General features: G+C 49.4%; 12 protein-coding genes, 1 tRNA gene and 1 pseudogene. 6 read left to right on the top strand and 8 right to left on the bottom strand.

All coding sequences use genetic code 11. The features are described 5' to 3' along the window. Positions 1-195: 195 nt before the first annotated feature. On the top strand, positions 196-1830 hold the full coding sequence (locus ACESZP_RS14410) for a D-alanyl-D-alanine carboxypeptidase family protein (RefSeq protein ID WP_499709444.1): 1635 nt from the start codon (positions 196-198) through the stop codon (positions 1828-1830). A gap of 72 nt (positions 1831-1902) precedes the next feature. On the opposite strand, the gene ACESZP_RS14415 is transcribed toward ACESZP_RS14410, so the two are convergent. Then, positions 1903-2574: a YkgJ family cysteine cluster protein gene (locus tag ACESZP_RS14415; protein WP_440321311.1), complete on the bottom strand. Its 672-nt coding sequence runs from the start codon at positions 2572-2574 to the stop codon at positions 1903-1905. 128 nt (positions 2575-2702) lie between these two features. Here ACESZP_RS14415 and ACESZP_RS14420 point away from each other — a divergent pair. The 5 genes from ACESZP_RS14420 to ACESZP_RS14440 all read left to right on the top strand — a co-directional run bounded on the left by ACESZP_RS14420 (position 2703) and on the right by ACESZP_RS14440 (position 8859). Beyond that, positions 2703-2774: transfer RNA gene (locus ACESZP_RS14420), tRNA-Arg, on the top strand. A 204-nt stretch (positions 2775-2978) separates the two neighbouring features. Continuing rightward, a complete protein-coding gene (locus tag ACESZP_RS14425; protein WP_499709446.1) occupies positions 2979-3407 on the top strand; it encodes a hypothetical protein in 429 nt (142 codons plus the stop codon). A 257-nt stretch (positions 3408-3664) separates the two neighbouring features. Continuing rightward, positions 3665-6298, top strand: coding sequence for a cation-translocating P-type ATPase (locus ACESZP_RS14430; RefSeq protein WP_499709448.1), 2634 nt, complete (start codon positions 3665-3667; stop codon positions 6296-6298). Next, positions 6285-7445, top strand: coding sequence for an AI-2E family transporter (locus ACESZP_RS14435; protein ID WP_499709450.1), 1161 nt, complete (start codon positions 6285-6287; stop codon positions 7443-7445). Before ACESZP_RS14430 ends, ACESZP_RS14435 begins: the two co-directional genes overlap by 14 nt. 79 nt (positions 7446-7524) lie before the next feature. Continuing rightward, positions 7525-8859, top strand: coding sequence for an MATE family efflux transporter (locus tag ACESZP_RS14440; protein ID WP_499709452.1), 1335 nt, complete (start codon positions 7525-7527; stop codon positions 8857-8859). 52 nt (positions 8860-8911) lie between these two features. Here the strand turns inward: ACESZP_RS14440 and ACESZP_RS14445 are convergent. From ACESZP_RS14445 to ACESZP_RS14475, 7 genes and pseudogenes are all read right to left on the bottom strand, one after another. Beyond that, positions 8912-9094, bottom strand: a pseudogene (locus ACESZP_RS14445) (hypothetical protein); the annotation flags it as partial. Between the two features lie 66 nt (positions 9095-9160). Beyond that, positions 9161-10687, bottom strand: coding sequence for a Y-family DNA polymerase (locus ACESZP_RS14450; protein WP_499709454.1), 1527 nt, complete (start codon positions 10685-10687; stop codon positions 9161-9163). Positions 10688-10798: 111 nt separating this feature from the next. Further along, positions 10799-11626, bottom strand: coding sequence for a TrmH family RNA methyltransferase (locus tag ACESZP_RS14455; protein ID WP_499709456.1), 828 nt, complete (start codon positions 11624-11626; stop codon positions 10799-10801). 88 nt (positions 11627-11714) lie between these two features. Next, on the bottom strand, positions 11715-12593 hold the full coding sequence (locus ACESZP_RS14460; RefSeq protein WP_499709457.1) for a DUF3881 family protein: 879 nt from the start codon (positions 12591-12593) through the stop codon (positions 11715-11717). Between the two features lie 104 nt (positions 12594-12697). Continuing rightward, positions 12698-13975, bottom strand: a complete 1278-nt coding sequence (serS, locus tag ACESZP_RS14465) for a serine--tRNA ligase (RefSeq protein WP_178038057.1) — start codon at positions 13973-13975, stop codon at positions 12698-12700. Positions 13976-14078: 103 nt separating this feature from the next. Beyond that, positions 14079-14591 carry a DUF4446 family protein gene (locus ACESZP_RS14470; protein ID WP_499709459.1) on the bottom strand — a complete coding sequence of 171 codons (513 nt, stop codon included), beginning with the start codon at positions 14589-14591 and terminating at the stop codon, positions 14079-14081. 174 nt (positions 14592-14765) lie between these two features. Then, positions 14766-15674, bottom strand: coding sequence for a ParB/RepB/Spo0J family partition protein (locus ACESZP_RS14475; RefSeq protein WP_499709461.1), 909 nt, complete (start codon positions 15672-15674; stop codon positions 14766-14768). Positions 15675-15715 lie beyond the last annotated feature (41 nt).

A 15715-nucleotide genomic window follows, 5' to 3' on the forward strand; every position in this document is an offset into this window, starting at 1 on the left:
GGGCTTTGTCAACCGTTCGGCAGGGATTTTACACACTTTTTTCTTAAGGAATTTTAAACTTTTTCCCGAAGCCCTTGCGCCTATAGTGGAAATAGCCTATACTTAAATTTACATTTGTTACAATTTTCAATTACGAACCAAATTTTTTCTATCTTCAAGATATATTTTAATTTTTAATTACAGGAGCGTTTTCACATGAAATTTTCACATAAATTTAGATTTTTCACGGGTCTTATGGCCCTTTCCCTGGTAGGCTCCCTCTGTTTTAGCCCTGTTTCCGCAGAAGCTGCAAAGAAGGCCAGTAAGAAATCAGCGAAGCAGATTGCTGCTGAAAAGGCTGCCGCCGAACAGCTGGAGGCGGAACGCCAGGCCGCTTATAATAAGGCCATCGACTCGAACGCCATCGACGGTTGGCCTCAGGGGCCGCAGATCTACGCGGAATCTGCCATCGTCATGGAGGCTTCCAGCGGCGCCATCCTTTATAATAAGGATATGGATATGAAAAATTATCCGGCCAGCATTACGAAGATCATGACTGCGCTTCTGACCCTGGAGAACTGCTCGCTGGACGAAACTGTGACCTATTCCTATAACGCGACCCACACCATCGACGCGGGAAGCAGCAGTATCTATACCACTGAGGACGAGCAGCTGACTGTGGAGCAGTCCCTCTACGCCTTGATGCTGGAGTCCGCCAATGAATGTGCCAACGGCCTGGCCGAGCATGTGGCCGGATCCATCGACGCCTTTGCGGAAATGATGAATCAGAAGGCTGCGGAGCTTGGCTGCACCAATACTCATTTTGCCAACGCCAATGGTCTTCACAACGATAATCATTACACCAGTGCCCACGATATGGCGCTGATTACGAAGGCCGCCATTCAAAATGAAGACTTCTTACGCATCTCCGGTACGGCCAAGTACCAGATGCAGCCCACCAATAAGCGTGATGAAATCACCTATATGACCAATCACCACTATATGATTGCCCCCTACAAAGGCGTCACAAAGTACCTGGACGATTCGGTTATTGCAGGAAAAACCGGCAACACCAGTGTGGCCAAGGGTACTCTGGTCACTGTAGCGGAACGAAACGGCATGACGCTCATCGTTGTGACCATGCGGACTCAGTCCACCGGCGAGAAGGGTGTACCCCTGTTCACCGATACAGCGCTGCTTCTGGATTATGCCTCCGAGAATTTCACCCGGTTTAATGTCTCCGAAAACGAAACAAATTTCTCGGTAGCCGGTTCCGGCACTTCCTATATCGGAAGCGCCATCTTCGGTCAGTCCAAGCCGTTGATTCAGATCGACACCAACGCAGGCATTGTGCTTCCAAACGGAGCTTCCTTTACAGACGCCTCTCCGGAGCTAACCTTCCAGGATGAAAATACGGATTCTGACGTGATTGCCAGTCTCTCCTATACTTACAACGAGGAGCCTGTGGGAACTGCGGATATTTCGCTTACCAAGGATAATTTACAGGAATTTACATTCGATAAAGAAACTGATTCTGACGAAACCGCTGACACGGACGGCACCGAAAAACCGATTCAGCAGACACATTTTATCAAAATCAATGTGCGGATGATTCTGATTGTAGCCGGAATCCTTCTGCTTCTATTCCTGCTTTACCGCTTGCTTCGCCATCTGATGAAGACCTTCCGGTTTTCCATTCATCTGCCGAAGCTCCATCGAAGACGAGCACGTTCCCGCGGAAGACGCACCTCTTTCACCGGATCCAAAACCGGAGCAAAAAATAAGCATTCGGAAAACCGGTATCACCGGACGCCGAAGGACCGGGGCGGATGGGATGATTTGGACCTATAAAATTCACTATTCGTAATAAAAACGAGCACTCACAAATTTTCTGATCGTTGTGAATGCTCGTTTTTTATTACATCACCCGGAAATTTTCAATATCTCCTTCGCCTTCGTCAGCCGCTCGTCAAACTGCTCATAGAAGTCTCTGTCCTTCTCCCATTCCTCCTGATAAAAGCTTTTCAGAATATAGAGGTCTATCATTTTCTGATACTGTTCCCCATTCTGTTCCCCGAGGCGCGCTGTGACGTCTTTCAGGAAATAGTGCCAGTCAATGATGAATTTCTCATTGCGCTTCAGATCCGGCGTGTCGATCCATTTCTGCACCTTTACCTTCAGCTTCGGCTCCCTGGGACATTCGTGTACCTGCAGGAAATACTGAAAGCTGTGGTTCTCATAAAACCGGCCCAGCGGAAAGATCCGGCAGAAGCCCGGCCGCAGCGCATGAATGCTGCAGCGCCCTTCCCCATTCAGGAAGCCACAGCGTTCATTTTCCCCGGAGGTCTTCATGTTCGGCAGAATAATCCCCTCCACCAGGTTCAGCTCCAGCTTGTCCTGCAGAAGCGCCTCAAAGCTCACCTGCAGTCCCGCAGTCAGCCGCCATACATCGTAGGGATCCAGAATAATTGTGCTTCCCATGCTTTCGCAACACTGGGAGCAGCCTGCGCAGCCGCCGCAGTCAGCCTTCACCATATCCCGCAGACCATAGAGCCTTCCGTCGGAAACCTCCTTCATATCAATCTCACGTTCCATCGTTTTTCTCCTTGTCTGTTTTCTTATTTTATGGTACACTGTTCCAGTGAGGTCAGTCAAGACTGACTCGCAGGTTTCTGATGACAGCCGGAGCCAAAGGGTCGAAAAATCCCGGAAATATGGCATGGGTTCCCATAGTTAAATGGATATAACAAGCGCCTCCTAAGCACTAGTTGAGGGTTCGATTCCCCCTGGGAACATCCGAAAAAAGCAGTAATGATTGAAAAAAATCATTGTTGCTTTTTTGTTTTGGTTGGAAATTTCACCATTACCCATTTCCAATTACTATCAATTACCTGTTTCCTTCTCATATTCATATACTTTTCCTTGTGTTTCAATTTTATGTCTTCTATAATAAGGTATAGAAACAGCTATGCATTCAAACTGACAGGGAGGCAGCCGCTATGAAAAAAATGATAACTACAATCCTTTTCCTTATGCTGACACTTCTTTTCGTCGGCTGCGGAAAAGCCGATACCTCAGAGGTAGAAATCGATTATGGAACCTCTTCCCTTTATTCCAAAGAAGACATGGACGCCGCCATGAAGGTCATACGAAAACAGTTCCGTTCCTTTGAGGGCTGCGAATTACATAGCCTCTCCTATATATCCGATGAAACCTGCAGTGATCCCGATACTCTTGCATGGATGAACGATTTGCGAACGGAAAAAGACGAGAAAGAGCCCTTTACCCAATGCATCGCATTTGACAGCAGCTTCCGCTCACCGGAAAATGGCGGCGGCGCATGGGAAGCGAACGAAGAATACACCTGGTCCTGGTGGCTGGCCCGGAGCGAAGGCGGAAAATGGAAGCTCATGACCTGGGGATATTAAGGGAATTCCGCGGGGAATAAATGGCAAATGAAATATACTTCTTGACAGAAACAACAGCGATGGTATATAGTTTTCTTAAATAAAAGGGAGTAACTTACGCTTGCGAATCTGCGTTTGTGGCGTCGTCAATACGGTGGAAGCATCCGGTGTCACAAGAAAACAGTGAGACTTTTATTGCATATTTATGGTGCAATAAAGGTCTCTTTTTTTATACAAAAATTCCTGTTGGCAATACTTAGGAAAAAGGAGGAAATCATATGAAACAAATTTATCAGCAAACACCGGAAGAGGTTCTGAAACATGTGAACAGCAGAGAATCCGGACTTACCGGCGAAGAAGTAAAAAAAGCCAGAGAGATCTACGGCTGGAATGAACTTGCGGAAGGAAAAAAGAAAAGCATCCCACAGATTTTCTTTGAACAGTATCGGGATTTTCTGGTGCTTATTCTGATTGCGTCGGCAATCATATCCGGTGTGCTCGGAGACATGGAAAGCGCGCTCGTTATCCTGATCGTTATCACAATTAACGCAATTTTAGGAACTGTTCAGACCATAAAGGCAGAACAATCCCTGCAAAGCCTGAAGACGCTTGCCGGCCCGGAGGCCAAGGTATTGCGCGACGGCACAGTCATTCAGCTTTCGGCAAGAGAGCTGGTCATCGGGGATATCATCCTGCTTGAGGCTGGCGATATGATTCCGGCAGACGGAAGATTGATCGAGAACGCCAGTCTGAAGATTAACGAAAGCGCTCTTACCGGAGAAAGCCTTGCTGTAGAAAAAAGCCTGGATACTCTTTCCACAGAGGTTCCCCTTGGCGATCGAACCAATATGCTGTTCTCCGGAAGCTTTGTGACCTATGGCCGCGGCAGGGCAGTTGTGACTGCCATCGGAATGCAGACTGAGGTCGGGAAGATTGCCGGACTTTTGAAATCCACCTCAGAAAAGCAGACGCCTCTCCAAGTAAATCTGGAGGCCTTCGGAAAGAAGCTTTCCATCTTAATTCTGTTTTTCTGCGGAATCTTATTTGCCCTCAGCGTATTCCGGGGCGAACAACCCGGCAACGCCTTTCTGTTTGCCGTAGCGCTTGCGGTCGCTGCAATTCCGGAGGCCTTAAGCTCCATCGTCACCATAGTTCTTTCCTTTGGGACGCAGAAAATGGCGAAGGAACACGCTATCATTCGCAAGCTTCAGGCGGTGGAGGGGCTTGGAAGTGTCTCCATTATCTGTTCCGATAAAACAGGAACGCTTACCCAGAACAAGATGACCGTAGAGGATTATTATATAGATGAAAAACGGATTCCCGCGTCTGCCATTGATGTAATGGATCCGGCGCAGCGATATCTTCTGGACTGCAGTATTTTATGCAATGATTCAACCAATGAAAATGGAGTCGAAATCGGAGATCCCACAGAAACTGCTCTGATTAATCTGGGAAGCCGCTGCGGAATTCATGCCGCGGAAGTAAGAAACGCTTATCCCAGGAACGGAGAGCTTCCCTTTGACAGTGAACGTAAAATGATGTCAACCCTTCATAAGATAGACGGTGAGAATCGACTGATCGTAAAGGGCGCGGTAGACTGTCTCCTTGAACGGACGGAACAAATCTGGACCAAAGAGGGCGTCCGGGAAATGACAGCGGACGATAAAGAGAAAATCCAAAAACAGAATCAGGAATTTTCCATGGAAGGACTCCGCGTGCTTGCCTTTACCTACCGGCCACTTCCGGAAAAACATCTCTTAACCGCCGAAGATGAAAATCATCTAATCTTCCTGGGTCTGATCGCTATGATGGATCCGCCAAGAGAAGAATCGAAGACAGCGGTTGCCGAATGTATCAGAGCCGGAATCCGGCCGGTTATGATCACCGGGGATCATAAGATAACAGCGGCGGCAATTGCGAAAAGAATCGGCATTTTACAAGACTTATCTGAAGCCTGCGAGGGAGCGGATATTGAACATTTAAGCGATGAGGAGCTAAAAGCGCTGGTTCCGAATATTTCGGTGTACGCAAGGGTATCCCCGGAGCATAAGATCCGTATTGTCCGCGCATGGCAGGAAAGAGGTATGATTGTCGCAATGACCGGAGACGGCGTCAATGACGCCCCCGCGCTGAAGCAGGCAGACATTGGCGTTGCCATGGGAATCACCGGAACAGAGGTTGCCAAGGATGCCGCAGCGATGGTGCTTACCGATGATAACTTCGCAACAATTGTAAAGGCCGTGGAAAATGGCCGTAACGTCTATCGGAATATTAAGTACGCAATCCAGTTTCTGTTATCCGGAAACTTCGGAGCAATCCTGACGGTTCTTTGCGCGTCGATAGCAGGCTTTCCGGTTCCGTTTGCACCGGTACATCTGCTGTTTATCAATCTTCTGACAGACAGCCTTCCGGCAATTGCCCTGGGCGTAGAGCCCCATAGCAGCGAGGTCATGAAGGAAAAGCCGCGCGCTGCGGGTGAGTCGATTCTGACAAAAGATTTTCTCAGCAAAATCGGCCTGGAGGGCCTGGTCATCGGTATCATGACGATGGTTGGATTTCTGACCGGATACCATCAGAACGGCGCGCTGCTTGGAAGCACGTATGCATTTGGAACCCTTTGCCTGTCGCGTCTGTTCCACGGCTTTAACTGCAAATCCGATCACCCGGTTCTCTTTACCAGCCGCTTCTTTCACAATCCCTGGCTGCTGGGGGCCTTTGCTTTGGGCGCAGTGCTTATCACAGCCGTACTGACCCTTCCCGGCCTTCATCTCCTGTTTAAGGTGGAATCCCTGAACCTGACGCAGCTTGGCCAGGTATACCTGTATGCAGTTATCAGTCTTTTGCTCATTCAGGCGCTGAAATGGATTCGTATGAAATTAAAAAAGAATGGAGAAAACAATGGATCTAAATAACTTATCCATGAAAAAAATCCGCGAACTCATCGTATTTACCGCATTTCTTGTCATTGCGCTGTGGAAATTCGATATCGTGATCGACGTAATAAAAACCATCTGGGACATTCTGTCTCCCTTTGCGCTGGGAGGCGCCATCGCCTTTGTCATCAATGTCCCCATGAACTTCTTAGAAAAGAAGCTCTTTGGAAACGCAAAGGAAAAAGGAACGAAGGCCGCCGAAAAATTCGCGCGGCCCATAAGTCTGCTTCTCACCCTTACCGGGATTGTCGTCCTCCTTGTCCTCGTGATGTTTGGAGTCATTCCCCAGCTTACCAGAACCATCGGAACTCTAATCACAAACATCACTGCCTTTATTCCTCAGATGCAGGCCTGGATCCTGGAATTTTCACACAATAACCAGGAAATCGTGCAGCTGGTAAACCAGATCCGGTTTGATCCGGACCAGGCCGTCAGATGGGGAATGGGCCTTCTGGGAAAAGGAACCGGAAATGTGATGAACACAACCATACTGGCTGTCGGCTCCATCGTCAGCAGTATCACGACCTTTTTTATCGCATTTTCTTTTGCCTGTTATATTCTGTTTCAGAAGGAAAAATTGCGTATCCAGGTAAGGAAGGTCTTTTTTGCCTTTCTCCCAAAAGAAAAGGCGGAGGCTTCCCTTCGAATCTGTTCCCTGACCTATCGGACCTTTGCAAATTTTCTTACCGGACAGTGCCTGGAAGCGGTGATTCTCGGAAGTATGTTTCTTCTTGTCTTAAGTATTTTAAAAATGCCCTATGCGCTTTTAATCGGAATTCTGATTGCGTTTACCGCTTTAATTCCCATTTTCGGCGCATTCATAGGCTGTGCAACGGCAGCCTTTCTCATTTTCATGGTAAGTCCCAAACAGGCTGTTTTGTTTATTCTTGTATTTCTGATTCTTCAACAGCTGGAGGGAAATCTGATTTATCCTCATGTAGTCGGCGGCTCTGTCGGGCTGCCCTCCATCTGGGTGCTTGCGGCTGTGACAATTGGCGGAAATCTGATGGGAATTGTGGGAATGCTTGTCTTTATCCCACTGACCTCCGTTTTGTACACCCTTTTCCGGGAGTACGTATATCTGCGCCTGAAAAAACGGCACATAAACTGGCAAAATTTTTCTTGACCCCTCTTTTTCTCCGCGTTACTATAAGAAAGATTTAAAATCGTATTCTTATGACATCGAAAAGGAGAGCCTGCTATCTATGTTAGATCTGACCGAAGGGCGCCCGTTCCGGGCGCTTCTTATCTTTGCCTTTCCGGTAATCGGAGGCAACCTGTTCCAGTTATTTTACACGCTGGCAGATTCTGTCATTGTGGGACGGACGCTGGGCGCCGACGCGCTGGCTGCCGTGGGCGCCACCAGTATGATTGTATATTTTGTACTCTGCTTTATCCAAGGCTTTACCAATGGCTTCGGTATCTGTCTGGGCCAGCGGTTCGGCGCAAAAGACACAGTCGGTATGCGCAGAAGCGTAGCTGCGTCCACCCTGTTAAGCATCCTTTTTACCATTTTCGTAACACTGGTTTGCTGCGCGCTCTCCCGCCCGATCCTGGACTGGATCCATACGCCGGAGGATATCTATCAGCAGGCCTATGACTATATGTTCGTTATCCTGCTTGGCACCGCCGCGCCGGTCTTCTACAATCTGATCTCCAATCTGCTCCGGGCTCTCGGCGACAGCCGGACACCCCTGTACTTTCTGATCTTTTCTTCGCTCTTAAATGTGGTTCTTGATATCGTTTTTATCGTCCCACTGCACATGGGCGTAGCAGGCGCTGCCTGGGCGACGGTACTGTCCCAGTTTATTTCGGCCTTTTTGTGCCTGATTGCGGGTTTACGTTCCTTTGAAATACTGCGGCTCCACCGGACGGATTTTCACGGCATCGGCACGGATCTTATCTCCCATCTGAAAATCGGTTTTCCCATGGGCTTCCAGATGTCTGTCATGTGCATCGGCCAGATCTCCATGCAGTCTACCGTCAACGCGCTGGGATCTGCGGCAGTCGCCGGCTATACAGCCGCTACCAAGGCCGATCAGGTATCCGTTCTGGTCAATAACGCCATGATGACCGCTATCTCCAACTATGTGGCCCAAAACTATGGAGCCGGTAAAAAGGACAGAATTCTGGCAGGCGTCCGGGCTTCTCTGCTCCAGACGGAGGCCCTAAATCTCCTGATGTGCGCCGGAATCATTCTGCTGCGCCACCCCATTGTAACACTCTTTATCGCAAATCCCAGTGATGAAATCTTCTCCTACGCCAACGGCTATCTGCTGACCGTAGCTCCCTTCTACTGGTTGCTGGGACTTCTGGCTGTCTACCGAACCAGCATCCAGAGCATGCAGAATGGTACTGCTCCCTTTGCCGCCTGTATGATTGAACTTGTCATGCGTCTGGCCGCCACCATTGGCCTTACGGCAGCTATCGGCTATATGGGCGTCTGTCTGGCCAGTCCTCTGGCCTGGGCCGGAGCCTGCGGACTGCTGATTCCGGTATATTACCGGATGATCCGAACTCTGAATTTTGCTGATACTTAAGCAGTTATGGTTTTCTTTCTTACGCTGGCTAAGTCTCCCACACCGGTTCTGTCTCCCGGCTGTCCCGCTCCTGTTCCACGCGCTCAGCGGTATTGCGGATAGCCGCCTCATGACCTGTCAGGGCTGCGAAGGGGGAGAACTGGGCCGCCCGATCAGCGCGGGACATCTGGGGATGTACCGTGGACTGGTGGTGCGGTAAATGGATGATATCTTCGTATGAATCTGATTTTCCCATAAATCAAAATCTTCTTTCTAAATGATTTTCTTTCTGATTTTCCGCATAACAAGCGGCAGCTCTGCCCTAGGCCCGGTGGCCTCCGATCTGGCTGTTCCGGTGCTGGGCGGTGGCTCCTTCCTGCAGGTTCGCTCCCTTCAGGATTGCGTTTTTTCCATATCGTTTCTTGATGTCCAACATGGCTTTCTGCAACCGTTTTTCTTTTTCTAAAGCCTCTTTCTGCGCTTCCGTTTCCTTTTTTTCTGCCTCATAATCGGTAAACAGGCTGAGCTGCTCATAGGTCTCTTTCTTCTGTACGTTCTCTTCCCGCACCAGATGATTGGCCGTCACTGTAATCCGACGTACCAGAAGCTTCGGATCCACAATCCGGGCATACAATTCCGACACTGCCCTCACCAGAAGCTCTGCAGAAGCTGTCTGGCACTCCAGACGGCTCGACCCGTGAGCATGCTTAGGAACCCGGCGTCCATATCGGTCCACGGTAATTTTCCCATGATAATTCTTTCTGCGCTCCGGATCCGTCAGATTCTCTATATCGTATCCAACCGTCAGCACCAGCTGATCGGTCACCAATCCTTTATCCACCAGATCCAGCGCCAGCAAATCGGTCATCTCCCGGACCACCATCCGGGCTTTTTCATATTCATAAGGATACTGCAGCACCTGACCGGAAACTATACTGTTGTTCTCCGGCTTATATGCCTTGATCTCCGGGATCGTACAGGGCTCCCAGCCCCAGGCGTGATCGATCAGAAGCTCCGCGTTGACGCCAAACATTTTATAAAGAAGCTCTTCGTTGTAGTAATCGCCTGGCTTTCCTATAGAACAGCGGGCGACATCACCCATGGTATATATGCCCTGCTCCTGAAGCTTTCTGGCATAGCCGGGACCCACCCGCCAGAAATCCGTCAGCGGCCGGTGTGTCCAGAGCTTCTGCCGATAGGACATCTCATCCAGCTCCGCAATCCGGATTCCGTCTGCATCCGGTCTGGCATGCTTAGCCAGGATATCCATGGCTATCTTGCACAGATACAGATTCGTTCCGATCCCGGCTGTAGCTGTAATACCTGTCTCCCGGTAAACGGAACGAATCATCTCTGTGGCCAGCTCCCGGGGCGTCTTCCGGTAGGTATGCAGATAAGTGCTCACATCCATAAATACCTCGTCGATGGAATAGACATGCATATCCTCCGGCGCAATATAGTTCAGATATATCTCATATATTTGCGAGCTGTATTCCAGATAATACGCCATACGGGGCGTCGCTACAATGTAATCCAGCGCGTATTCCGGATGTGCCGCCAGCTCTGCCGCATCGGAGGATGAGCCTGCAAACCTTCCTCCCGGCGCCCGCCGAAGCCGTTCCGCATTGACCGCACGTACTCTCTCTACTACCTCGAAAAGCCTGGCCCGTCCAGAGATCCCGTATGCCTTCAGCGCAGGCGTCACTGCCAGACAGATGGTTTTTTCCGTCCGCTCCGGATCTGCCACCACCAGATTCGTCGTCAGCGGATCCAGTCCCCGTTCCCGACATTCCACAGAGGCATAGAAGGATTTTAAATCAATCGCCACATAGCAATGTTCTTTTCCCATTTTTCCAAACACCTCCAACCGCTTCCGGTGTCGATTTTCTTATTATGCTTATTATTTTTGTCCTTATTATAAAACAGCCGCATCTTATTTTTAAGAACGGATGTTCGATTTTTATCTGTTTTTCTGTCCCACCTGCCAGAACGCCACCGCGCTGGCCGCCGCCACATTCAGGGAATCTACCCCGTGGGACATAGGAATTTTTACCGTATAATCGCAGTCCGCAATGGTAGAAGCAGCCAGGCCGTCCCCCTCGGTTCCCAGAATCAGTGCCAGCTTTTCCTCACTCATCAGATCCGGATCATCAATACTGACCGAATCGTCCTTCAAAGCCAGGGCTGCGGTTTTAAAGCCAAGCTCCCGCAACAGTCCGATTCCTTTTTCCGGCCAGTCCTCTTTGTCGAAAAAGGTCCAGGGAATCTGAAATACTGTTCCCATACTGACCCGAACCGCCCGGCGGTAAAGGGGATTGCTGCAATCGAAGGTCAGAAGCACCGCATCCATATGAAGGGCAGCCGCGGAACGGAAAATAGCGCCCACATTCGTAGGATTTACCACATTTTCCAGAATGGCAATACGCCGGGCGTTCCCGCACACCTTCCGCACAGACGGAAGGGCTTTCCGGTACATGGCACAGAGCATTCCCCTGGTCAGCTTAAAGCCTGTAAGCTGCGCCAGAACCTCCATTTCCGCCGTGTATACTGGAATATTTCCCAACCGCTCCAGAACCGTCCTTGCTTCTCCCGCAAGCTGCCGTTTTTCCACCAGGCAGGACACCGGCTCATACCCTGCATCCAGCGCCCGTTCGATGACTCTGGGGCTTTCCGCGATAAACATTCCTTCCTTCGGGTTTGCCCGGTTGACTAACTGATTTTCGCTGGTACGCGCGTAGATATCCAGCTCCGGCGCGTCAAAATTACTGATTTCTATGATATGAGACATATTCTTTTCCTTTTCTTATCCACAAAAACGGACTGAATTTTATTCCCCATTCAGTCCGTTTTCCTTTTATACTATCTCTCGTTTTCTGTTAATTATGGTAAATCACCTCGCCCTGCATCCACACCACGCCTTTAAAGCGACGGCCCACTGCCGGTTCACCCAGCAGATCGTCCTTGTTGATGCAGACCTCGAAGACCAGATCGTGGCTCTCCAGCGTCAGAACATAGATCCATTCCTTTGTCAGGCTGTTCTGCACAAGATGATACTCGAGAATCTCTCCCAGCACATTATAATGGTCGCACTCCACGCCGTAAGGCATAAAATACGTAGACACAATCGAGAAGACGTCCTCATGGGCGATCCGCCGTGAAATCATGGAATAGGTGTCCATGTCCTCAATGGTCAGGTTCTCGATGGCCTCCTCATCCCCCTCACGGGCGGCTTTGATAAGCTTCGTCCGCTGCAGAATTGCCTTCGTGTTCTCCTCCGGCGTCAGGCTCTGGGCCACCGGCAGAAGAATCTTGCCTTCTGTGGACAATCCTGCGAATTTCAGTGTGACAGTGCAGGATGAGAAATGGCTCCGCCGCCGTTCACTCAAATAATCCGCCACATTTTGTACATAGAAAATGATCGTGACGCCCATGGCCAGATCGTCGATGACGCCCGCGTAGGATTCTTTCTCCGCATGGCGCTCGATGGTAATATTGTCGTAGAATTTCTCCTGTCTTCCCTGAAAATAGGGAAAATAATATTCGCTCTGATATTCTTCGCGGTCATTGTACTCCCCCCGCAGCATGATGCCCATGCCCGGTGCGAATTCCTTCCGCCGCTCTGAGAAATCGCGTCCTCCATACTCACCGGAAGTCCGCTCACTCTGGTAGCTTTCCTCTGTCATTTTCAACAGGTAATTCAATTCTTCTTTGGTCTGGATTCGGCTGAATCCGATGGCTCTCAGATATTCATGCACTGTAATCACCTCCTTCGGGATCCGTTATCCACAATTCCACCGGGTTATCCACTTTTGTGGAAAACCCGGTGAGTATGTGGATATCTTTTATCTGGAATCTTTTTTTATCGAATCTCTTTCATACCGCCCATGTACGGCTGCAGTGCCTCCGGAATACGAACGCTTCCGTCTGCCTGCAGATTATTCTCCAGGAATGCGATCAGCATACGCGGCGGAGCAACTACGGTATTATTTAATGTATGCGCGAAATACTTGCCCTTTTCCCCGTTGATACGGATTTTCAGACGGCGTGCCTGTGCGTCGCCCAGGTTGGAGCAGCTTCCTACCTCGAAGTACTTCTTCTGACGCGGAGACCATGCTTCTACGTCTACAGACTTCACCTTCAGGTCAGCCAGGTCACCGGAGCAGCACTCCAGCGTACGTACCGGGATGTCCATGGAGCGGAACAGGTCTACGGTATTCTGCCACAGACGATCAAACCACATCTTGCTGTCCTCCGGCTCGCAGACTACGATCATTTCCTGCTTTTCAAACTGGTGAATACGGTATACGCCTCTCTCCTCCAGGCCGTGGGCACCCTTCTCCTTACGGAAGCACGGAGAATAGCTGGTCAGAGTCTTTGGCAGCTCATCCTTCTGCAGGATGCTGTCGATGAATTTTCCGATCATAGAATGCTCGCTGGTACCGATCAGATACAAATCCTCGCCCTCGATCTTGTACATCATAGCGTCCATCTCCGCAAAGCTCATAACGCCGGTAACCACGTTGCTGCGGATCATGAAAGGCGGTACGCAATAGGTAAAGCCTCTGTTAATCATGAAATCACGGGCATAGGCCAGCACTGCGGAATGCAGTCTCGCAATATCGCCCATCAGGTAATAGAATCCGTTTCCGGCTACCTTTCTTGCGCTGTCCAAATCGATGCCGTTGAAACGCTCCATAATCTCGGTGTGGTACGGAATCTCGAAATCCGGAACTACCGGCTCGCCGTAACGCTGAACCTCTACGTTCTCGCTGTCGTCTTTCCCGATCGGTACACTCGGGTCAATGATGTTCGGGATAGTCATCATATCCTTCAGGATCTTCTCATCCAGCTCTTTTTCCTTCTCGGAAAGCTCTGCCAGACGGTCTGCCTCTGCAGCTACCTGCTTCTTAACTTCCTCTGCCTCTTCCTTCTTGCCCTGGCCCATCAGCGCGCCGATCTGCTTGGACAGCTTGTTACGCTCTGCACGTAAGCTGTCTGCTTCCTGCTGAGCAGCTCTCTTCTGCGCATCCAGCTCGATGACCTCGTCTACCAGGCCCAGCTTCTGATCCTGGAACTTATTGCGGATGTTCTGTTTTACGATTTCCGGGTTCTCTCTGACAAATTTTATATCCAGCATGTTTTTTCTCCTTTACTGCTTTCGATACTTAATTTTGCGTCAATCGCACAAGCACGTTGACTCTCTAATGCTCACTTAATCATATAATATCTCTGTGTTTTTTTCAAGCCTGGCTTTTGGCTTTATCCAGGGCTTTCTGCTCGTCCTCGGAGAGAAGGATTTCACTTTCTCCGTTTTTAATTTCCTTGATGTAGGAATAACCGCCTTCGTTACCATAGACGGAATTGATCAGAAATCCGTTATTTTCCTGATCCAGCAGGGCCAAAGCAAAGCTCAAATCACCGCTCATTTCACGAAAGGCATTGTACTTTACCATTCCCATTTTCTGGAAAGTAATTTTCTGGTTCTTGCGGAGGCCAATGATATCTTCACGCAGAATATGGTTCATCTGGTCCACCTTCTCTGCCTTTTCGATACAGGATAAAATAGTTTCCTCCAGGCTTTCCGCATCTTTGCCGCGCATGTAGCGATCCAGCTTGCGACGTAACTTTTTCAGTTTACATAATGTCACAATTATTAAAATCAACAAAATCAGAATCAACGCCAGCATTCCGGCCAGAATGTAGGCTGTATCGATCCCGGTTACCTGATAGACGTACTTTAAAATCGGACTCATCTTAGTGTTCTCCTTTCCTTGATCTGCGCGTGTTTTCAGCGCATCCAGGGATCCCCGTAGGGGATTTCCTTGATCTGCGCGTGTTTTCAGCGCATCCAGGGAGCCCCGTAGGGGATTTCCTTAATTTGCGCATGTTTCCAGCGCATATAGGAATCCCCGTAGGGGATTTCTCCTCTAATTCTTTCTGGTAATGGCTTCAAAGATTCTCTCCAGATCCTCCCGGGAGTAGTATTCGATCTCGATCTTTCCTTTTCCCTTGGCCTTCTGTTTGATCGATACCTTCGTTCCCATAGCCGCTTTCATTTTTTCTTCCAGATCATTGTAAATGAAATCGTCCACCGGATCAGTCTTCGGTTTTTCCGGCTTATTTTCCTGGATTTTCTTTACCAGTTTTTCTACTTCACGGACACTCAGCTTTTCGTCAAATACTCTGGTAGCTATATTGACCTGCAGCTCCGGATCTTCAATTCCCAGCAATGCTCTGGCATGACCGGTACTTAGCATGTCGTCAATGAGCATCTGTTGTACCCGTTCATCCAGCTTCAGAAGACGCATGGAGTTGGTGACAGCGGCACGGCTTTTCGATACTCGCTCCGCCACTTCGTCCTGCTTCAGATGAAATTCGTTCAACAGTTTTTTGTAGGCTAAAGCTTCCTCGATGGGGTTCAGGTTTTCTCTCTGGATGTTCTCGATCAGGGAGATTTCCATGATTTCCAGATCCGTGTATTTCTTAATAATGACCGGAACTTCTTTTAAGCCCGCCATCTTGGCTGCGCGCCAACGGCGTTCGCCTGCGATAATTTCATAGAAACCGTTCTTCTCCTGAACCACCAGTGGCTGGATAACGCCGAACTGTTTGATGGATTCTGCCAGCTCCGCGAGGGAATCTTCATCGAACTGCTTTCTAGGCTGATCCTCTCTCGGTCCTATCTTGGAAAGCTTTACTTTCTGCTCAACTGGTTTTTCTACCACCTTCTCTACTATTTTTTCTACTACTTTCGTCTTTTCCTGAGGCGCTGGTTTGATCGTCTCCGGAATCAGACTGTCCAGACCCTTTCCGAGTCCTCCTCTTCTTGCAGCCATGCCTGCTCCTTTCTATTCTTGCTACTGTTCACTTCATTCAC

It is taken from the genome of Candidatus Dorea massiliensis AP6 (assembly GCF_964245105.1).
In the GTDB taxonomy this organism is placed as follows: Bacteria; Bacillota; Clostridia; order Lachnospirales; family Lachnospiraceae; genus Laedolimicola; species Laedolimicola intestinihominis.

Coding starts and splice junctions, on each gene's coding strand:
- ACESZP_RS14410 (WP_499709444.1), top strand. CDS start 196: ATGAAATTTTCACATAAATTTAGATTTTTCACGGGTCTTATGGCCCTT.
- ACESZP_RS14440 (WP_499709452.1), top strand. CDS start 7,525: ATGTTAGATCTGACCGAAGGGCGCCCGTTCCGGGCGCTTCTTATCTTT.
- ACESZP_RS14450 (WP_499709454.1), bottom strand. CDS start 10,687: ATGGGAAAAGAACATTGCTATGTGGCGATTGATTTAAAATCCTTCTAT.
- ACESZP_RS14425 (WP_499709446.1), top strand. CDS start 2,979: ATGAAAAAAATGATAACTACAATCCTTTTCCTTATGCTGACACTTCTT.
- ACESZP_RS14475 (WP_499709461.1), bottom strand. CDS start 15,674: ATGGCTGCAAGAAGAGGAGGACTCGGAAAGGGTCTGGACAGTCTGATT.
- ACESZP_RS14455 (WP_499709456.1), bottom strand. CDS start 11,626: ATGTCTCATATCATAGAAATCAGTAATTTTGACGCGCCGGAGCTGGAT.
- ACESZP_RS14415 (WP_440321311.1), bottom strand. CDS start 2,574: ATGGAACGTGAGATTGATATGAAGGAGGTTTCCGACGGAAGGCTCTAT.
- serS (WP_178038057.1), bottom strand. CDS start 13,975: ATGCTGGATATAAAATTTGTCAGAGAGAACCCGGAAATCGTAAAACAG.
- ACESZP_RS14435 (WP_499709450.1), top strand. CDS start 6,285: ATGGATCTAAATAACTTATCCATGAAAAAAATCCGCGAACTCATCGTA.
- ACESZP_RS14470 (WP_499709459.1), bottom strand. CDS start 14,591: ATGAGTCCGATTTTAAAGTACGTCTATCAGGTAACCGGGATCGATACA.
- ACESZP_RS14430 (WP_499709448.1), top strand. CDS start 3,665: ATGAAACAAATTTATCAGCAAACACCGGAAGAGGTTCTGAAACATGTG.